Origin of the sequence: Haloarcula amylolytica (genome assembly GCF_049705545.1) — an archaeon.
In the GTDB taxonomy this organism is placed as follows: Archaea; Halobacteriota; Halobacteria; order Halobacteriales; family Haloarculaceae; genus Haloarcula; species Haloarcula amylolytica_B.
This window is the reverse complement of record NZ_JBNAMU010000001.1, coordinates 2,783,523-2,801,531: the sequence shown is the minus strand read 5'-3', so window position 1 is coordinate 2,801,531 and position 18,009 is coordinate 2,783,523. Positions and strand designations below refer to the sequence as shown.

The window sequence follows — 18,009 nt, the reverse complement described above, 5'->3', positions numbered from 1 at the left end:
GGGCGAACAGAGAGTATGATTCTCGAAGGGACGATTCTGGCGGGACGGTCGTTCGAAGCTGTCGAGGGCCGCGTCGTGGTCGAAGACGGGGAGATAGCCGCCGTCGAGGAGACCGCGGTGGACAGCGACGACATCATCGCGCCAGCGTTCGTCAACGCCCACACCCACATCGGCGATTCCATCGCCAAGGAGGCTGGAGAGGGGCTCTCGCTGGAAGAACTGGTCGCGCCACCGGACGGCCTGAAACACCGGTTGCTCCGCGATGCGAGCCGGGACGAACTGGTGGCCGCGATGGAGCGGACGCTGTCGTTCATGCAGCAGTCCGGGACGGGCGCGTTCATGGAGTTCCGGGAGGGCGGCGTGGAGGGCGTCCGCGCGATACGGGACGCGCTAACCGGCGCGAATCTCGACAGTGTTATCCTCGGACGGGAATCGACGGATGCGATGGAGCAGTCCGACGGATTCGGTGCGAGCGGGGCCAACGACAGCGAGTTTGGGACGGAGCGGCGAGCGACACGAGAGGCCGGGAAACTGTTCGGCATCCACGCGGGCGAAGTCGACAGCTCCGACATCAACCCCGCGCTCGACCTCGACCCGGACTTCCTCGTCCACATGGTTCACGCGGAGTCGCTGCATCTCGAACGGGTCACTGACAGCGAAATCCCGGTCGTGGTCTGCCCCCGGTCGAACATCGTGACCGACGTTGGCCGCCCGCCGGTCGAGGAACTGGCCGAGCGGACGACAGTCGCGCTCGGGACGGACAACGTCATGCTCAACAGCCCCTCGATGTTCCGCGAGATGGAGTTCACCGCGAAACTGTACGACCTCACGGCCCGCGAGGTACTGCGGATGGCGACCGTCAACGGGGCCGACATAGCGGGACTGGACGGCGGCGTTATCGAGACCGGACAGCCGGCACGACTACTCGTGCTCGACGGGGACTCGGACAACCTCTCCGGGGCGCGAAACCCAGTTCGCGCTGTCGTTCGCCGGGCGGGGACGGCCGACGTTCGGCGGGTCGTCCATCCCAGGGCGGAATAATTCTTATCACTGCGGGAATAGTACGCACGGCCGATGCCCTCCACCACCGACCGCGCCCTGAGCACACCGGCGAAGATACTCCTGTACGGCCTGTTAGGGCTCGTCTCGCTGATCGCCGTCCTCACCGTCGTGAGTTTCGTGTTCGAACTGCTGTGGGGCCTTATCGGGCTCCTGTTCGGTATCGTTTCCCTGGCTGCCACCATCGGCGTCCTGGCGGCTATCGGCTACGCCGTGTACTGGCTGGCTTCGAGGGTCATCGGTCAGGACGAGGAGCCGGCGTCGACCACCGACTTGTCAGAGGCGCGGGCTACCGACACGGCAGGCGTGACAAGCGCTGACGGGACAGACGCCGTCGAACGACTCTCCGAACGCTACGCCGAGGGGGAGATAACCGAAGCCGAACTGGAACGGCGGCTCGAACAGGTCCTCGACGAACCGTCTCTGGATGCCTCCGGGGCGACAGAGTTGGAACGGGATCGAGAGTTGAATTGAGCAATATACCTAACCGCCTGTCGAATGCTACCTTTTACCAAACTATATCCCTTCAGGCAGCCAATACTACAGCATGTACGACAGGATACTGGTACCGACGGATGGGTCGCCGGGGTCGCGGGACGTGCTCACACACGCTGAGACACTCGCAGCGACCCACGACAGTGAGATTCACGCGCTGTATGTCGTTGATACCGGCCGGTTCTCGACGCTCCCGCACGAACCGACGTGGGAGAGTGTCACTGACTCACTGCACCGCGAGGGCGAGATGGCCCTGGACATGGTGGAGCGTCTCGTTGCCGACGATGTGACTGTCACGCGAGCCACGGCCGAGGGAAGCCCGAGCCGGGAGATCGTCGACTACGCGGGCCAGCACGACTGCGACCTCGTCGTGATGGGGACCCACGGACGCGGCGGCATCGACCGCCTGCTGCTGGGGAGCGTCGCCGAACGGGTCGTCCGGTCAGCCAACGTCCCAGTCGTCACCGTTCCGGTGGAGACGACGATGCAAGATGTTTCGGAGGACGAACAGCCTGCCGGCGTTCCACAGTGACGTGTCCCTGTCGTTGCGCTCACTCCGTAACCGGGCGGAGATGCTCGCAATCCCCCGCTGAAACGATTTCTGTACCGGATTCTGTCTCGATGACGAGCGCCCCCGGAAACTGGATGTCTACGGCTTCGCCCTCGACGGGGCCTCCCGGCGTCTCGACCCGGACCTGTTGTCCCAGCGTCGTCGCGTACTCCCGCCACGCCTCGACGACGTGCTCCGTGTCCTGTCGCAGCGCGTCGAACTCCTCCAGCAGTCGCTGAGTGAACAGCCGTCGGTCGACCGGCTCGCCGCGTTCGGCTGAGAGGCTCGTCGGGTTCGCTTCGTCTGGCAAGTCCGCGGGGTCGACGTTCGCGTTGACGCCGATGCCCACGACGACCCAGGAGACGCGGTCGGCCTCGCCTTCCATCTCGGTGAGGATGCCGACCAGTTTGCGCTCCTCGTCGCCGTGGCGGACGAGCACGTCGTTGGGCCACTTGATGCTGGCATCGACGCCGGCTTCGCGGGCCGCCCGCGTTACCGCGACGGCTGCCGCGAGCGTGAACACCGGCGCGTGGGCCATCGGCACGTCGGGCCGGAACAGCACCGAGAGCCAGGCCCCGCCGCTCGGCGAGTGCCAATCGCGGTCGAGCCGTCCCCGGCCACCGGTCTGTTCGTCGGCCAGCACTACGATGTCCGACGCCCCCTCCGCGGCCAGATCTCGGGCGCGCGCGTTCGTGCTGGGGATGCTGTCGTGGTACTCGACGGAAAACGAGGCGTCCAGCCCGTACTCGACCGCGCTCGCCCCGAACTCCGGCACCGATTCGAGGACGTAGCCCGCGTCGTCGCTACGGATCTCGAACCCCTCGTCACGCAGGGCTTCGACGTGCTTCCAGACCGCGGAGCGGGAGATGTCCAGTTCGTCGGCGAGCGTCGGCCCTGAGACGGGGCCGTCCGCCAGCGCATCGAGTACCCGATGACGTGTTTCGTTCATAGGTGGGGCTTCGACCGGCCGAAATAAAAGGCGTCTGCAGAGCGCGACGGTCAGTCCACCGGCTCACCCGATCACAAAGAGCAAGTCGCCCATGTCGACAGATTCGCCCTCGCTGACGGCAACGTCGTTGATTGTGCCGCCCCGCTCGGCGACGATGTCGTTTTCCATCTTCATCGCTTCCAGCACACAGAGGACGTCGCCGGCCTCGACCTCGTCGCCTTCGTCGACGTTGACCTCCAGAATCGTCCCCTGCATCTCCGCGGCGACTTCCTGACCCTCGGCGGCGGTGGCGCTGCCGCCCCCGCCGTCGGAACTACTGCCGCCACCCTGTGGCCGCTGTGGCTGGCTCCCGCCGTCGGCGTCCACGTCGCCGACGTTGATGGGGGGTGCGCCGCGCTCTTCGAGGTCGACCTGGAAGCGCTTGCCGTTGACCTCCACGGTAAACTCGCGCTCGACGACCTCCTCGTCCTCGTCGCCGTCGGAGTCGGTGACAGTGCCCCATTTCTCCTGTGCTTCCTCGACGCGCGTGCGGTCGAGTTGCTCGTCGAGGTACTTCGTGGTGTGGGTGCCGGTGACGAACTTCTCGTCGGTGAGCATCAGACGGTGGAACGGAATAACGGTCGGAATGCCTTCGATGTCGAAGTCCTTGAGCGCCCGTTTTCCGCGCTCGATACACTCCGCGCGGTCCTCGCCGTAAGTGATGAGTTTCGCGATCATCGAGTCGTAGTCGGTGACGAGGTCGTCGCCCTGCCGGAGCGCGTCGTCGAGGCGGACGCCGATACCGCCAGGCGGGTCGTAGGTATCGAGGCTGCCGCCGGTGGCGGGCGCGAAGTCGTCGGCGGCGTTCTCGGCGTTGATGCGGAACTCCATCGCGTGGCCCTCGATCTCCACGTCGTCCTGGTCGAAGGTGATCTCCTCGTCCATCGCCACCCGCAGTTGCCACTTGACGATATCGATGTCGGTGATCTCCTCGGTGACGCAGTGCTCGACCTGAATACGGGTGTTGACTTCGAGGAAATAGAAGTTCGCGTCTTCCCCGAGCAGTTCACCCTGTTCGCGGTCGGTGTCCTCCTCGACGAGGAACTCGACGGTCCCGGCGTTGTAGTAGTCCGATTCGCGGACGCCGCGGCGGGCGGCGTTGCCGATCTTCTCGCGGAGGGCGTCGTTCAGGGCCGGCGAGGGTCCCTCTTCAATGACCTTCTGGTGGCGGCGCTGGAGCGAACAGTCGCGTTCGCCCAGATGTCGGACGTTGCCGTGATGGTCGGCGATGATCTGGACCTCGATGTGGCGGGGGTTCTCCAGATAACGTTCGAGATACACCGAATCGTTCGAGAAGTACGCCTCACCCTCCCGCTTTGCGCTTTCGAGTTGCTCCTCGGCTTCCTCGGGATCGTGGACGATCTTCATCCCGCGGCCGCCACCGCCGCCCTCGGCCTTGATGGCAATCGGGAAGCCGTTCTCCTCGCCGAACTCGACGACTTCCTCGGGGTCATCGACCGGATCGGTCGTCCCCGGAACGATGGGCACGTCGGCCGATTGCATGATCTTGCGGGCTTTCGTCTTCTCGCCCAGCGCTTCCATCGACTCGCTTTCGGGACCGACCCAGGTGACGCCGTCCGTCTCCTGGACGCGCTCCGCGAAGTCGGCGTTCTCCGCGAGGAAGCCGTACCCCGGGTGGATGGCGTCGGCGTCGGCCTGCTTGGCCGCGTCGATAATCGCTTCCTGGTCGAGATAGGAGTCGGCGGCACGGGCCGGGCCGACGTTGTACGCCTCGTCGGCGTACCGGACGTGGCCGGCGTGCTTGTCGGCGTCAGAGTAGACGGCCACTGTGCCGATGCCCAACTCCTCACATGCGCGCATCACGCGCACCGCTATCTCCCCGCGATTAGCGACGAGCACCTTATCGAACATACGCCCTCATACTGAGAGTCGGCCCATAAAACTATGCGCAGATAGCGGCCAATCTTACACATATAATCATGTTAGTATGGAACATACCCGCAAATCCAGCCAGGGCGTCGCCAATCAACTGATACGGATTGTTGTAGATTATTTCCGGATAGCTCCGATACCGGAGTCGGAGCAGACCGGTACATCGCTCCAACAATCCGTATGACAGAAGAGCTGTCCGCGGTCAGAACCGTTCGGTGCGGCCGGCGGCGCTCCAGGGGTCGGTTGGCGCGTCCGAGCGGACCCGAACGGACCGCTTCTGCGTGGCCTCGACGCGCCCGGAGAACGACCACTGTTTGCCGTCCCAGGAGTCCCCGTCGTCTGCCGCCGCGGCCGCCGCGGCTGCTGCCGCCGCGCGCTGTCGGTCGGTGAGGTGCGCGCCGACAGCGACGGCAATGGCGGCCGCCTCGTCCGTCGAGGCGTCGTCGAGCTGCGCAGCGATCTCCGCGACCAGTTCGGCGTCGACAGCCGAGTCAGTGTCAGCCGCCATCGTTACAGTGGGATGTTGCCGTGCTTGCGGTCGGGCTGGTCCTTGCGTTTCCCCCGGAGCAGGTCCAGATCGTCGATGAGCCGCGGGCGAGTCTCCTGGGGTTCGATGACGTCGTCGACGAACCCGCGCTTGGCTGCGGTGTAGGGGTTCGCGAAGGCGTCGCGGTACTCGTCGATGAGTTGCTGGCGGCGGGCTTCCACGTCGTCGGCGTCCTCCAGTTCGTCGTCGTAGAGGACGTTGACCGCGCCCTGTGGCCCCATCACGGCGATCTCGGCGGTCGGCCAGGCGTAGTTCATGTCCGCGCCGATGTGCTTCGACGCCATCACGTCGTAGGCCCCGCCGTACGCCTTCCGCGTGATGACGGTCACCAGCGGCATGGTGGCCTCGGAGTAGGCATACAGGAGCTTTGCGCCGTGGTTGATGATGGCGTTGGTCTCCTGGTCCTTGCCGGGCATGAACCCGGGCACGTCGACGAACGTCAGAATCGGGATGTTGAACGCGTCACAGAACCGGACGAAGCGCGCGCCCTTCCGCGAGGCGTTGATGTCCAGCGTCCCGGCGTTGACCCGCGGCTGGTTGCCGACGACACCGACGCTGTGGCCGTCCATGCGGGCGAACCCGATGACGATGTTGCGCGCGAAGTCCTCCGCGACCTCGAAAAAGGAGTCCTCGTCGACGATGCGCCCGACGACGTCCGTCATGTCGTAGGGTTTCTGTGGCGCGTCGGGAACAGCCGTCTTCAGCGCCTCGTCCCGGCGCTCGGGGTCGTCCCAGGGCTCGACCCGTGGCGGGTCCTCGACGTTGTTCTGGGGGAGATACGAGAGGAGGTAGCGGATGTCGTCCATCGCCTCTTTCTCGTCAGCGGCCGTGAAGTGGGCCACCCCGGACTCTGAGGCGTGGGTCTTCGCCCCGCCGAGTTCGTCGAAGCCGACCTCCTCGCCGGTCACCGTCTCGATGACGTCCGGTCCGGTGATGAACATGTGGCTGGTCTCCTCGACCATGTAGACGAAGTCCGTAATGGACGGGGAGTACACCGCGCCGCCGGCACACGGCCCCATGATGGCCGAAATCTGCGGGACGACACCGCTGGCTTGCTGATTGCGGTGGAAGATGTCGGCGTAGCCTGCCAGCGAGTCGATACCCTCCTGTATCCGCGCGCCGGCGGAGTCGTTCAGGCCGATGATGGGCGCACCCGTCTCGATGGCCTTGTCCATCACCTTACAGACCTTCTGTGCGAACGCCTCGCCCAGCGACCCCCCGAAGACGGTGAAGTCGTGGGCGAAGACGTAGACACGCCGGCCGTCGACCTGGCCGTAGCCGACGACGACGCCGTCGCCGGGTACCTTCTTGTCGGCCATGTCGAAGTTCGTCGAACGGTGTTCACGGAGCGAGTCGATCTCGACGAAAGTGTTGTCGTCGAGGAAGTAGTCGATGCGCTCACGAGCGGTGAGTTTCCCGCGGTCGTGTTGCGCCTCGATCCGTTCCTCGCCACCGCCCCGCTCGGCCTCGGCTTTTCGTTGTCGAAGGTCCTCGACACGGTCATCGTGGCTCACGCGATATCACTTCTCCCGGACCGGAGCATATCCGACTCCTTGCGGGCATCCGAGAAAAGCGTTATCAAACATAACCATTATTTCTCGTATTCGATAACCGAAACCGGCGGAGTTTTGAGCGACGGCCTGTTGAGTCCGCGCGTGAAGAACGTCACGGCCCGCCAGCACAACCCCTTCGGCTTCGACGCACCGTGCGAGCCGTTCGTGCCGGGGTACGGCGACGCCAACGCCCATTTCCACGTCATCGGCGACCATCCGGGCGTCCACGGTGGCGCGTCGTCCGGCATCCCGTTTACCGACAATGTTGCGGGCGAACGCCTCCAGCGGGCGCTCGTCGAGGCCGGACTCCTGGCCGAAGCCGGCACTCCGCCGACTGTCGAGAAGACGTACCTGTCGTATCTGTACATGTGCGGCGGCGACCCGCCGACAGACGCCGACTACGACGACCTGGAACCGCTGTTCGACACGGAACTCCGGGCCATCACCGCACACGTGCTCCTGCCCGTCGGCGAACGCGCCACGCGACACGTGTTCGCGAACGCGACATCGGAGCCGACCGACTCCATAGACATGGACACGCTGCACGCGAAAGAGGTGCTGGGCAGCGGCTGGCTCGTCTACCCGATCAAAGAGCCCGCGGCGTGGACCGACGACGAGGAGGATGCCCTCGTCGACGCGCTGACTGCGCTGCTGGAGACGGACTACCGCCGCGAGGCGGACCTCGGACGGTTCATGCCGGGCGAGGACCCGTACCTGGTCCGGTAGCCGCGCCTCGACTGATCTTTACAGTGGTAGCGGCTCCGGTGACTCGAAACAACAGCGTTACAGCGACCACTCGTCAGAGAGCGGGTCCGCGGACGCCCAGTAGGTGTCGAACGTCTCGATGGCCCACTCTCTGACGGCTGGCGCAGTCGTATCTATCGACGCCTGCAGGACGCCGCTGTCGTCCCGCAGCAGGAGATGGACCACGTCGTCGGCGATCATCACGGCCAGCGGCACGCCGTCGTTCCGGACCCGGACCGACGCAGCCGGTTCGGCGAGCAGCGACTCGAGCCGGTCCCGGAGCCGGTCGTCCGCCGTCAGCGCGTCTATCGCCCCGGGGGAGAACACGCCCGAGAACTGCTGCTGGCCGGCGCTGACCCGCTCTTGGACGACCCGAATCGTCTGGTCGTTAAACGCATGGGAGAAAGTCCGGACCTCCTCGGCGTCCCGAAGGAGGTCGAGCAACCGCTGGACCGGCGCGTTCGGGCGCGTCTGGCTCGGGACGGTTATCGTGGCGTCGGCCAGGTGTTGCAGGTCGAAGTCCATCGCATCGGTGGGGAGATACTGGACGATATCGCGCAGCTTCCGCTCGGTTTCGAGGCTGTCGAGCAGGTCGGTGAACCCGTCGGCGACGATGCGTCCCGTCGCCGTGGCGACGTACTCGCCGCCCGTTCGGCGAATCCACGACCGTTCCTCGAAGTCAGCGATAATACGCCCGAGCGTCGCCTGCGACGCGCCGGTTTCGGCCGCGAGGTCCCCGCGCGAGTGAGGTTCCGCCGCCAGAAGCCGTAACACCTCGACCCGGTTCGACGAGAGCGCGAGGAACTCGATCTCTTCGAGCGCCGATTCCATACCGCCGCGTTAGGGGTCCCGTGCTAAAGCGCTTTCGCAGTGTGAAATAATTTCACGCCGTGAATATCCGCCACGGGTGTTCGGTCGTTTCGCGTTATGTAAGATTTTCTAAACGGCCCTATAAGCCTCGATCCCGTACTGTAGAGTACGATGACTCAGGTTTCTCCACGCGCTCTCTCTGTCGGCTGTGCAGTCATTTCAGAAATCAAATACGAGGTGGGAAAATGATCTCGCGCCGCACCCTTGCCCTCGCTGCGGTCGCCAGCGTCCTGCTCGGCGGGACCTTCGTCGGTGCGAAGGCCGGACTGTCGTATCTCCCGCCGCTTCTGTTCGTCGCCCTGCGGTTCGACATCGCTGCCGTCGTGCTCCTCGGTTACGTTGTCCTGACGCGGTCCCGGGACGAACTGCTCCCGCGAACCCGTGGCGACGTGCTGGCGATCCTCTCGACGGGCCTGTTCGCGCTCGGCCTCGCGAACGCGCTGATATTCGTGGGCCAGCAGTCCGCCACCAGCGCGGTCGCCGCCATCGTATTCAGTCTCAACCCGATACTGACGCCGGTGTTCGCCGCCATCCTGCTCTCCGACGAACGGCTCTCGGCCCGCGGCGGCCTCGGCATGGTCATCGGCCTGCTCGGCGTCGGCCTCGTCGTCAGCCCCGATCCGGCGATGCTCCTGAGCGGCGGCATCGGCAAGCTGGTTCTGTTCGCTGGTGCGACCAGCGCCGCGCTGGGCAGCGTCCTCATCCGGTGGTCCGGCGGCGGCCTCTCGAGTACCGTCCGGACTGCGTGGGCACTCCCCGTCGCCGCCGCGTTCTCTCACGCGTTGAGCGTCGGCATGGGCGAATCGGCGGCCACGGCGGTCTGGTCTCCGACCGCGATAGCGGCCCTGCTGTACGTCGGTATCTTCGCCGGGGCAATCGCCTACATCGCATACTTCGGTCTGCTCGATGTCACCGGTGCGATCCAGGCCAACCTTATCTTCTACGTGGTCCCCGTCGTGTCGACGCTCGGCGGGTGGGCCTTGCTCGGTGAGAGCATCACCTCGACCGCAGTGGCGGGCTTTCTGACCATCTTCACGGGATTCGCGGTGCTTGGCAGCGAGTCGGTCGATATCCGCGAACTGCTCTCGGACAGCCCGGACGAAGCCGACGTTGCGGCGGAGAGTTTCGGATTCGCAGACGAACCGCGTGGGTTCGAATCCGACTGAGACGGGCTGCTACGGTGTCTTAGACTTGTTGCCGCTCTCAGTTTGAGATGGTCAGCACAGGGAGCCCAGATGTTATCAGGTTGGGACTTGAAATATCAAGTACACAAATGACAAACAGACTGAACGAAGCGATAAAACAGATTCGAATTGTCAAGGAAGAAGTAGACGACCCCGAGGTGGCTGGGGAGTTGGAGCGGGCACTGGAAGCGCTTGAAAACGCGGTAGAGTCACTCGAAAACGACAAATAATTCACATTATCAGGCGATTCTGACTGGATAGGCCATGTTCAACTCGCATACCTACCGTGCAGTCTATTCAGACGATTTTGACTGAATGCAACACTTATGAAGCGTCGTATGACACCCTGACGGACTGCTGTACCTGTTTCCCGCGACGACTGCCCGTCACCAGGTGGTCACTCAAAAATGACGGACAGCCAGTCCGTAGCTGTGGGAGAGGCGGTCTGTACGGTTCTATATCGGCGGGACGATTGCGGGATCCTCAGCGAGGAACAGCGTTTCCAGGCCGAGCGCCAGCGTCAGGATGACACCGAGGATGACCACTGTCCGGACCATCCAGAGCCAGATCGGACCGAAGGCCCGGAGCCCGCCCGTTCCCTGTCGGAGTTCGTCGACCGCCTCCGCCGAGAGGACCCAGCCGACGAACACCAGGATCAGCAGCACCGACAGCGGCAGGAACAGTTTGTACGCGAGCGTGTCGAACCAACCGAACCACCCCAGGTCCCAGGCCGACGGGAGGCCGAGAACGAACAGGGCAACCCCGACCGCTGCTGACAGCGACACCCGCGAGTATGACGTGTTGTCGACGCCGTAGGAGACCACGACCTCGAGCAGGCTGATGGCGGAGGAAACCGCGGCGATGAGGACGACGCCGAAGAACACCACGCCGAGGAGCCGCCCCGCCGGGAGCTGGGGGAACGCCGACGCCATGGCGACGAAGATCGCCGACGGACCGCTGGTGTCGGGACTGACGCCGATGGCGAAGAGAATCGGGAACACGACGAGCCCCGCCAGTACGCCGATGAGCGTGTTCGTCACGACGATGATGCCGCCGTCGGTCGGGAGACTCTCGTCGTCACCGATGTACGAGGAGTAGGTGATCATGGCCGCCATCCCCAGCGAGAGGGTGAAAAACGCCTGTCCAACTGCGAACGGAATCAGGTCGCCGGCGTTCGCCGCCAGCGTCGAGAAGTCCGGCGAGAGGAAGTAGCTGTAGCCAGCCCCGGCACCGTCGAGGGTGGTGACCCAGGCCGCCATCCCGAGCATGAGAATCACGATGCTGGGGACCATCACTTTCGTCGCCTTCTCGATACCGTCCTCGATACCTAACGCGACGATGCCGAGACAGACAAGCAGGAAGAGCGCCTGCCCGGCGACGGCTTCTGGACCGGTCGAGATAGCTCCGAAGTACTCCGCGGGGCTGCCGAAGTACGCGCCCGTCGCACTGCCGAGGATGTACCGCATGACCCACCCCCCGACGACGTTGTAATAGGAGAGAATCCAGAAGCCCGTCACGACACCGAGGGCACCAACCACCCGCCACTGCCTGTGCCCGAGGTCTGTGAACGCGTCGACGGCGTTGCGGTTCGTCCGCCGGCCGATGATGAACTCCGCCAGCATTGCCGGGAAGCCGATGAGCAACACGGCGGCGAGATAGAACACGAGGAACACTGCGCCGCCGTTTGTCGCAGTCTTGAACGGGAACTGCCAGATGTTTCCGAGCCCGACTGCGCTACCGATAGCTGCGAGAATGAACCCGAGCCGTGAGGCCCACGTTTCTCTGTCACTCATTGTGACGCCGCGTATTCTTCTGCCGAATAAAACTGCCCTGATTCCCGCCCGCGGTACCAGTCGGTGGTACCAGGGCAAAACCCCTCTCCAGAAGCCGAACAGTATCAGCCGAGAGAATTGCACTGATACCTTTTTGTCGACCGTTCTCCGACGGAGCGTACAGGTGACTATGAAACGTCTTCTCGGCTGCGGGACGCTCACGCTGACTGGTGGGGGCCTGGGACTGGTGTCCGGCCGGCAACTGCTTGGCGTCACGGGTCGCGTCGAGACGGCTATTGCGGTGTTTGGCCTGCTCATCGGCCTCGGTTTTCTCGCTGGGAGTGGCGTCCTCCTTCGCAGTGAGCTCCGGACGAAACACGTGCTCAGAGTCGCCGGCTGGAACCTCCTCGGGGTCGTCGCAACGTCGGCGGTGCTGGTCCTGATACTGCTTTATCAGCGGTCGAGCGGGGGGACGCTCCTCGCGCCGCTGTTCAGCGGGACGATCATCGTCGGCGTCAGCGCCACCGCACACGTCCTCATCGGCGTGAACGACGTCCGGCGGATACGGGCACGGAACCTCGCGCGCCAGCGGGAGAAGACCACCGTGATGAACCGCCTCATTCGCCACGATCTGAAGCACAGCGCGCAGGTGTTGCTCGGACTCGGGGACGTGCTCGCCGGTACTCCGGACCCTGACGTGGACGACATCGGCGACCGCGTGCGAACAGTCGGGTCCGATCTTGCCGAGATAGACAACCAGGTCGGGACGGTGACTGACCTCATCGAAACGGAGGAGGTTGACCGCGAACCGGTGGCCGTCGGCCCTCTTGTCGAGGAGAGCGTCACGGAGCTTCGCCCCCAGTTCCCCGACGCCACAGTCAGCGTCAGCGCTGACGACAAGGCCCGTGCGCTGGCCGGTGACCCACTCAAAATCGCAGTCAGTGAACTGATAGAGAACGCGCTGGTCCACGGCGGCGACCCGGCCACCGTGGAAATCAGGGTCGCAGCCGAGCGCCGGACGGTCACAGTGTCGATTAGTGACGCCGGCCCCGGCATCCCGGCAACCGAACGCGAACTGGTCAACGGTGAGCAGGAAGTGACCCAACTCACGCACAGCAACGGCTTGGGGCTGTGGCTGTCCAAGTGGGTCGTCGAGGCCTACGGCGGCAGGCTTGAGTTCCAGGAACCCGACGGCGACGGGGCGACGGTCACGCTCCGACTCGACAGAGCGGAGTGAACCGACCACGGAGTCAGACCTCGCCGTACACCGGCACTGCCGCGCCGCTGGTCACGGTGGCGGCGTCCGAACAGAGGAACAACATCACGTCCGCGATGTCTTTCGGATCGACCCACGACTCGAAGTCGGAGTCTGGCATCATCTCGCGGTTCATCGGCGTATCGATGACGCTCGGCATGACGGCGTTGGCACACACGGTCCCGAGGTTCTCTTCCGCGATGGTCTCGGTCAGTAGTCGAACGCCGGCCTTCGACGCCCGGTAGATGCCGTCGCCTTCACCGCCTTCCAGCGACGACCGCGCGGAGACGGAGACGATTGCGCCCTCGGCCTCCCGCAGGTGTGGAAGCGCGTGTTTCGACGCCAGGAACATCGTCTTCAGGTTCACGTCGAACAGGAAATCGAACGTGTCCGCGTCCGTCTCGTGGACCGGTGTGCCGCCACGCCAAGTGCCGGCGATGTTCAGCAGGTAGTCCAGCCGCCCGTGCTCGTCGACGACCGCGTCGATGGTCTCGGCGACGTCGACCTCGTCGCTGAAGTCCGCCTGGTAGAAATCCACGCTGTCGGGGTCGGACAACAGGAAGTCCTCGGTGTTCGGTTCGATGATGTCGCTGCCACAGACGGTCGTTCCGGCCTCGAGGAAGGCGTTTGCGACCGCACTGCCCAGCGCTCCGCCGATGCCCGTGACCAGTGCTACCTCGCCGTCGAAGTTAAATTCGACTGACATGCGTATGCTAACGGCTGGCAGGAGGATAAAGGTCCATTCCCGAGAATCCGGAGTCCGAATCCGAGCACTGACGGTGACCCGCTCGTGCCGACCGGGCTACGGCGTGACGACGAGTTTGCCGAGGAAGCTGTCGTTCAGGACGTCGTCGTGAGCGGCCGGGACTTCCGTGAGGTCGTAGCGGCGGCCGACGACCGGCGTCAGTTCGTCGTCGGCCATGAGCGTCGCCAGTCGGGAAAGCACCGCGCCGAACTCGGGCGTGTTGAACATCGAGACGTGGTGGACGCTGAGGGCCTTGGCCCGGCAGCGCGGGACGTTCTCGAACGTCGCCGCGAGGTTGGTGTTCCCGATGGCGGCGATTCGCGCGCCCTGTGCGGCCACCTCGGCGTCGAACGCGAGGTAGTCGTCGAGCCGGTGGTCGAGAACCACGTCCGGTGCGCCGGCGTCGACCACCGCATCAGCGAGGTCGTCCCGGCTGTAGTCGAACACGTCGTCCGCGCCGAGGTCGGCCAGTTGGTTGTGGTATGCCGGTGACGCCGTGGTGGTCACTTGCGCCCCGTTCGCCGCAGCCAACTGGACCGCAACGTGGCCCACGCCGCCGCTCCCGCCGTGAATCAGCGCCCGTTCGGCCGGCTCCAGCGAGCAGGCGTCGACGAGCGTTTGCCAGGCGGTGACGCCGACGAGCGCGACGGCCGCGCCCGCCTCGGCGGACACCCCGTCGGGGAGTTTCGCCAGATGCGACTCCGGAACGGTGACGTACTCCGCACAGGTCCCCTGGAGCCAGTTGCCCAGCCCAGTCGCGAACGCCCGGTCGCCCTCGGCGACGGTGGCTACGCGCTCACCGGTCGCGGCGACGGTCCCGGCACAGTCGGAGCCGGGTATCCAGGGCAGTTCGCCCGGTTCGTAATCGCCGGTCCGGAAGTACGTATCGACCGGATTGACCGCCGCTGCCTCGACTTCGAGCAGGACCTCGTCCGGACCTGGTGTGGGTCGTTCGATGTCGTCGACGCGGAGCACGTCCGTCCCGCCGTACTCGTGGAATCTTACAGCACGCATTGAGGTACGCGTCAAGTGGTATCGGGAAAACCTTTCCCCACGGAAGCGAGCCAGCCTCCAAATCAGGTACAGGGCACTGCAGTAGGTGAAGCTACAGCCCCGAAAGCAACCGAGTCGGGTCGAGTGTTACATCAGCGACTGCGGGAGTGATCGCCGAGTCAATATGAATATGCAGTGTTAGCCGCTCCGGGGCTATCTATTTCCACAATTAGCTATAGCGTTTATCACACGTGAAAATTGCGTAACAACCCTTTATTAGGGTGTTTCCGTAGCACTGGATGATGGAATCAGATAGGGACTCGCCGCTCCCGAGTTTTATCGCCGGCAGTTACGCCGCCAGGCTCGGGGTGGCGCTTTCGTTCGCGATAATTGTCATTATCGCCGCTGGTGTCCTGACAAGCGTGCAGGCGTCCGCGACCCTGGAGGAAGACGTCGCGGACGACATCACGGCGCTGTCGGAGACACACGCTGCACAGTTAGACGATTGGCTGACAACATCACGGCGTGATGTCCGGTCAACGTCGCGACTCCCCGTGTTCACCGACGGAACGAACACTGAGAAACAGCAACGACTGGAGCAGTTACAGACCAACGAGGAATTACCGCCCGGTGTCGTCGCCGTTCACTACTTCGACACCGAGACCAACGAGATCCGCGCCAGTTCGAACCGGGATTTCATCGGGGTCAACGCTGCCGACCAGGGGGCACCGTTCGCCACGAACCCACCACAGTTCGACAGTCCCGACGGCACACACGTGACGAAACCGTTCTCCGTCCGGGTCGTTGATCACCCGATAATCGCCGTCGTCTCGCCCGTCCCCGGCGACGAGGACAGGGCGCTCGTGTACATGATCGACCTCCGCGAGAAGGCCGACCAGATATCGGACCAGCGCGAGGGGTCGTTTACCACCGTCGTCAGCACTGACGGCGAGTTCGTTTCACACCCGAACCACTCGATGATCGGCACGACGGCACCGATCTCGGAGATGGAGTCGGACCCGCTGGGAACGCTCGAGCCCGGGCAGAGCGCGTTCCACGAAACAGACAGTATGCTGATGGGACTGAGCCGCCTCGAATCACATGAGTGGGTCGTTATGGTCCACTCTGACCGCCAGGTCGCCTACGCCCTGAGCGATCAGATCAACTCCGACCTCATCGGCCTCATTCTGCTTGCCGTCGTCAACCTCGGGCTTATCGGGGTCACCATCGGCGGGAACACGATTGCCTCGCTTCGGCGGCTTTCGGTGAAGGCTGAAGCGATGGCCGAGGGCGATCTCGATGTCGACCTCGATACGTCGCGCGAAGACGAGTTCGGAACGCTGTACACGGCCTTCGACAACATGCGGACGAACCTCCGCACACAGATATCCGAAGCCGAAACCGCTCGGCAGGAAGCCGAGGAGGCGAAAGAGCAGGCACAAGCGGCCCGTGAGGATGTCGAATCCGAACGCAACGAGATGGAGGCGCTGACCGGCCATCTCGAACTCAAGGCACAGCAGTACAGCGACGCGCTTGACGCCGCCGCTAACGGCGACCTCACCGCACGGGTGGACACGGACAGTATGAACGAGGCGATGGCTGAGGTCGGCGAGGACATCAACACGACGCTGGATGCGCTCGAAGACACTATTGCCGACATGAAGGCGTTCGCGGCGAACGTCATCCAGTCCAGCGACCGCGTCAACTCGAACGCGGAACGGGTCGATCAGGCCAGCAAGCAGGTGTCGAAGTCCATCAACGAGATCTTCGAGGGGACGACCGAGCAAAACGAGGGGCTCGAATCGGCGGCCGCCGAGATGCAGAACCTCTCGGCGACTGCACAGCAGGTCGCCTCCTCCGCCCAGCAGGTCGCCGACACGTCCCAGTCGGCCGCCGAAGTCGGTGAGGACGGCCGCGAAGCCGCCCAGGAGGCCATCGCGGAGATGAGCGCCATCGAGGACGAGACCGGCGAGACCGTCGAAGAGATCAACGCGCTCGACGACGAACTCGACGAGATCGGCGAGATCGTCGGCGTCATCACGAGCATCGTCGAGCAGACGAACATGCTCGCGCTGAACGCCTCCATCGAGGCCGCCCACGCCGACGGGGACGGGGAAGGGTTCGCCGTCGTCGCCGACGAGATCAAGGGCCTCGCGGAGGAGACCAAAGAGGCCGCCGCCGATATCGAACAGCGAATCGAAGCGATCCAGGAGCAGGCCGGCGACACCGTCGAGACGATGGAGTCGACCAGCACCCGGATCACGGAGGGTGTCGCCACGGTCGAGGAGACCGTCGACGCGCTGGAGACCATCGTCGAGTACACGGAAGAGGTCGACACCGGCATCCAGGAGATCGACCGGGCGACCGAGGAACAGGCCCGGACCGCACAGGACGTGATGGGAACCATCGACGACTTGACGACCATCAGTCAGCAGACGGCGACGGAGGCGGATACCGTGGCCGGCGCGGCACAGGACCAGTCCGCGTCCATCGAAGAAGTGTCGGACTCCGCGACGGAGCTCCGGCAGCGTGCTGACGACCTCGAATCGCTACTGGACCGCTTCACTGTCGAAAACTCGGCCGGGACGGACACCGACAGCACGGCCGCGGTGGGGGACGACTAACAATGGCAACGATAACGACCTGGTTCACGCTGGGACTACTGGGCGAACTGCTCGGGACGGCCGTGCTGGCCTATGGCTACACGCTCGTCCCCGAAGAGACGCGGAAGCGCTACCTCCTGTTGATAGCGATTCCCGGTATCGCCATCGTCGCCTACGCCCTGATGGCGCTCGGCTTCGGAGCGATTCAGAGCCAGGGCCACGCAGTGTACGTGATTCGCTATATCGACTGGCTGTTGACGACGCCCCTCAACGTCCTGTTCCTGGCGCTCCTTGCCGGCGCGAACCGGGGGGACACGGTGAAGCTCGTCGTCCTGCAGGCGTTGACTATCGTCTTCGGGTTCGCCGGTGCGATCACTCCATCGCCAGTTAGCTACGCGCTGTTCGCGGTCGGCGCGGCGCTGTTCGGCGGCGTCATCTATCTCCTCTACGGGAACATCGCGACGGCCGCGAAGTCGACCCTGTCCGACATCGAGATCAGCCTGTACCGCACGCTCCGGAACTTCGTCGTCGTCCTCTGGTTGGTGTACCCGGTCGTGTGGCTGCTCGGCGCGCCAGGCTTGGGGCTGATGGACGTGGAGACGGCCTCGCTCGTGGTCGTCTACCTCGACGTGGTCACGAAGGTCGGCTTCGGAATCATCGCCCTGCTGGCGATGATGGACCTCGGGTCGGTCAGCGAGACTGACGAGGAGATGACAGCGGTTGCAGGGGACTAGCGAGGGGCGCGACCGTAGGGAGCG

At 64.4% G+C, this 18,009-nt stretch carries 17 protein-coding genes; 9 read left to right on the top strand and 8 right to left on the bottom strand.

Annotation, left to right across the window (positions count from 1 at the left end; translation table 11 throughout):
* The first annotated feature begins 15 nt into the window (after nucleotides 1-15).
* The 3 genes from ACOZ4H_RS14655 to ACOZ4H_RS14645 all read left to right on the top strand — a co-directional run bounded on the left by ACOZ4H_RS14655 (nucleotide 16) and on the right by ACOZ4H_RS14645 (nucleotide 2,086).
* Nucleotides 16-1,041: an amidohydrolase family protein gene (locus ACOZ4H_RS14655; protein WP_424329973.1), complete on the top strand. Its 1,026-nt coding sequence runs from the start codon at nucleotides 16-18 to the stop codon at nucleotides 1,039-1,041.
* Nucleotides 1,042-1,074: 33 nt separating this feature from the next.
* On the top strand, nucleotides 1,075-1,533 hold the full coding sequence (locus tag ACOZ4H_RS14650; RefSeq protein ID WP_424329972.1) for an SHOCT domain-containing protein: 459 nt from the start codon (nucleotides 1,075-1,077) through the stop codon (nucleotides 1,531-1,533).
* A gap of 73 nt (nucleotides 1,534-1,606) precedes the next feature.
* Nucleotides 1,607-2,086 carry a universal stress protein gene (locus tag ACOZ4H_RS14645; RefSeq protein WP_424329971.1) on the top strand — a complete coding sequence of 160 codons (480 nt, stop codon included), beginning with the start codon at nucleotides 1,607-1,609 and terminating at the stop codon, nucleotides 2,084-2,086.
* 19 nt (nucleotides 2,087-2,105) lie between these two features.
* On the opposite strand, the gene ACOZ4H_RS14640 is transcribed toward ACOZ4H_RS14645, so the two are convergent.
* The 4 genes from ACOZ4H_RS14640 to ACOZ4H_RS14625 all read right to left on the bottom strand — a co-directional run bounded on the left by ACOZ4H_RS14640 (nucleotide 2,106) and on the right by ACOZ4H_RS14625 (nucleotide 7,046).
* On the bottom strand, nucleotides 2,106-3,053 hold the full coding sequence (locus tag ACOZ4H_RS14640; RefSeq protein WP_424329970.1) for a biotin--[acetyl-CoA-carboxylase] ligase: 948 nt from the start codon (nucleotides 3,051-3,053) through the stop codon (nucleotides 2,106-2,108).
* Nucleotides 3,054-3,116: 63 nt separating this feature from the next.
* Nucleotides 3,117-4,964: an acetyl-CoA carboxylase biotin carboxylase subunit gene (locus ACOZ4H_RS14635; RefSeq protein WP_424329969.1), complete on the bottom strand. Its 1,848-nt coding sequence runs from the start codon at nucleotides 4,962-4,964 to the stop codon at nucleotides 3,117-3,119.
* 223 nt (nucleotides 4,965-5,187) lie between these two features.
* A complete protein-coding gene (locus ACOZ4H_RS14630) occupies nucleotides 5,188-5,493 on the bottom strand; it encodes a hypothetical protein (protein ID WP_064288302.1) in 306 nt (101 codons plus the stop codon).
* Between the two features lie 2 nt (nucleotides 5,494-5,495).
* Nucleotides 5,496-7,046: an acyl-CoA carboxylase subunit beta gene (locus ACOZ4H_RS14625; protein WP_424329968.1), complete on the bottom strand. Its 1,551-nt coding sequence runs from the start codon at nucleotides 7,044-7,046 to the stop codon at nucleotides 5,496-5,498.
* A gap of 141 nt (nucleotides 7,047-7,187) precedes the next feature.
* Between ACOZ4H_RS14625 and ACOZ4H_RS14620 the strand changes: the two genes are divergently transcribed.
* Nucleotides 7,188-7,811 (top strand): uracil-DNA glycosylase family protein, encoded by a 624-nt coding sequence (locus ACOZ4H_RS14620; RefSeq protein ID WP_424329967.1) that lies wholly within the window; start codon nucleotides 7,188-7,190, stop codon nucleotides 7,809-7,811.
* 57 nt (nucleotides 7,812-7,868) lie between these two features.
* Here ACOZ4H_RS14620 and ACOZ4H_RS14615 read toward each other — a convergent pair whose 3' ends face one another.
* The gene (locus ACOZ4H_RS14615) at nucleotides 7,869-8,660 is read right to left on the bottom strand and encodes a helix-turn-helix transcriptional regulator (protein WP_424329966.1); all 792 of its coding nucleotides are present in this window, start codon (nucleotides 8,658-8,660) and stop codon (nucleotides 7,869-7,871) included.
* A 224-nt stretch (nucleotides 8,661-8,884) separates the two neighbouring features.
* Here ACOZ4H_RS14615 and ACOZ4H_RS14610 point away from each other — a divergent pair, with 224 nt between their 5' ends.
* Together ACOZ4H_RS14610 and ACOZ4H_RS14605 are read left to right on the top strand one after the other, a co-directional pair.
* Complete coding sequence (locus tag ACOZ4H_RS14610; RefSeq protein WP_424329965.1) at nucleotides 8,885-9,865, top strand: DMT family transporter; 981 nt, start codon at nucleotides 8,885-8,887, stop codon at nucleotides 9,863-9,865.
* 47 nt (nucleotides 9,866-9,912) lie between these two features.
* A complete protein-coding gene (locus tag ACOZ4H_RS14605) occupies nucleotides 9,913-10,113 on the top strand; it encodes a hypothetical protein (RefSeq protein WP_424329964.1) in 201 nt (66 codons plus the stop codon).
* A gap of 225 nt (nucleotides 10,114-10,338) precedes the next feature.
* Here ACOZ4H_RS14605 and ACOZ4H_RS14600 read toward each other — a convergent pair whose 3' ends face one another.
* On the bottom strand, nucleotides 10,339-11,676 hold the full coding sequence (locus tag ACOZ4H_RS14600) for a sodium-dependent transporter (RefSeq protein WP_424329963.1): 1,338 nt from the start codon (nucleotides 11,674-11,676) through the stop codon (nucleotides 10,339-10,341).
* A 169-nt stretch (nucleotides 11,677-11,845) separates the two neighbouring features.
* Here ACOZ4H_RS14600 and ACOZ4H_RS14595 point away from each other — a divergent pair, with 169 nt between their 5' ends.
* Nucleotides 11,846-12,892, top strand: coding sequence for a sensor histidine kinase (locus tag ACOZ4H_RS14595; RefSeq protein WP_424329962.1), 1,047 nt, complete (start codon nucleotides 11,846-11,848; stop codon nucleotides 12,890-12,892).
* Nucleotides 12,893-12,905: 13 nt separating this feature from the next.
* Here ACOZ4H_RS14595 and ACOZ4H_RS14590 read toward each other — a convergent pair whose 3' ends face one another.
* Together ACOZ4H_RS14590 and ACOZ4H_RS14585 are read right to left on the bottom strand one after the other, a co-directional pair.
* Entirely contained in the window at nucleotides 12,906-13,616 is a 711-nt protein-coding gene (locus ACOZ4H_RS14590; RefSeq protein ID WP_424329961.1) for an SDR family oxidoreductase, read from the bottom strand.
* A gap of 96 nt (nucleotides 13,617-13,712) precedes the next feature.
* Complete coding sequence (locus ACOZ4H_RS14585; protein WP_424329960.1) at nucleotides 13,713-14,669, bottom strand: NADPH:quinone reductase; 957 nt, start codon at nucleotides 14,667-14,669, stop codon at nucleotides 13,713-13,715.
* A gap of 401 nt (nucleotides 14,670-15,070) precedes the next feature.
* On the opposite strand from ACOZ4H_RS14585, the gene ACOZ4H_RS14580 reads away from it, so the two are divergent.
* Both ACOZ4H_RS14580 and sop2 read left to right on the top strand, forming a co-directional pair.
* Nucleotides 15,071-17,272 carry a methyl-accepting chemotaxis protein gene (locus tag ACOZ4H_RS14580; protein WP_424330373.1) on the top strand — a complete coding sequence of 734 codons (2,202 nt, stop codon included), beginning with the start codon at nucleotides 15,071-15,073 and terminating at the stop codon, nucleotides 17,270-17,272.
* 2 nt (nucleotides 17,273-17,274) lie between these two features.
* Nucleotides 17,275-17,985: a sensory rhodopsin II gene (gene sop2, locus ACOZ4H_RS14575; protein ID WP_424329959.1), complete on the top strand. Its 711-nt coding sequence runs from the start codon at nucleotides 17,275-17,277 to the stop codon at nucleotides 17,983-17,985.
* The last annotated feature ends 24 nt before the right edge of the window (nucleotides 17,986-18,009 follow it).

Coding starts and splice junctions, on each gene's coding strand:
- sop2 (WP_424329959.1), top strand. CDS start 17,275: ATGGCAACGATAACGACCTGGTTCACGCTGGGACTACTGGGCGAACTG.
- ACOZ4H_RS14610 (WP_424329965.1), top strand. CDS start 8,885: ATGATCTCGCGCCGCACCCTTGCCCTCGCTGCGGTCGCCAGCGTCCTG.
- ACOZ4H_RS14650 (WP_424329972.1), top strand. CDS start 1,075: ATGCCCTCCACCACCGACCGCGCCCTGAGCACACCGGCGAAGATACTC.
- ACOZ4H_RS14655 (WP_424329973.1), top strand. CDS start 16: ATGATTCTCGAAGGGACGATTCTGGCGGGACGGTCGTTCGAAGCTGTC.
- ACOZ4H_RS14590 (WP_424329961.1), bottom strand. CDS start 13,616: ATGTCAGTCGAATTTAACTTCGACGGCGAGGTAGCACTGGTCACGGGC.
- ACOZ4H_RS14630 (WP_064288302.1), bottom strand. CDS start 5,493: ATGGCGGCTGACACTGACTCGGCTGTCGACGCCGAACTGGTCGCGGAG.
- ACOZ4H_RS14645 (WP_424329971.1), top strand. CDS start 1,607: ATGTACGACAGGATACTGGTACCGACGGATGGGTCGCCGGGGTCGCGG.
- ACOZ4H_RS14595 (WP_424329962.1), top strand. CDS start 11,846: ATGAAACGTCTTCTCGGCTGCGGGACGCTCACGCTGACTGGTGGGGGC.
- ACOZ4H_RS14605 (WP_424329964.1), top strand. CDS start 9,913: ATGGTCAGCACAGGGAGCCCAGATGTTATCAGGTTGGGACTTGAAATA.
- ACOZ4H_RS14615 (WP_424329966.1), bottom strand. CDS start 8,660: ATGGAATCGGCGCTCGAAGAGATCGAGTTCCTCGCGCTCTCGTCGAAC.
- ACOZ4H_RS14585 (WP_424329960.1), bottom strand. CDS start 14,669: ATGCGTGCTGTAAGATTCCACGAGTACGGCGGGACGGACGTGCTCCGC.
- ACOZ4H_RS14600 (WP_424329963.1), bottom strand. CDS start 11,676: ATGAGTGACAGAGAAACGTGGGCCTCACGGCTCGGGTTCATTCTCGCA.
- ACOZ4H_RS14635 (WP_424329969.1), bottom strand. CDS start 4,964: ATGTTCGATAAGGTGCTCGTCGCTAATCGCGGGGAGATAGCGGTGCGC.
- ACOZ4H_RS14640 (WP_424329970.1), bottom strand. CDS start 3,053: ATGAACGAAACACGTCATCGGGTACTCGATGCGCTGGCGGACGGCCCC.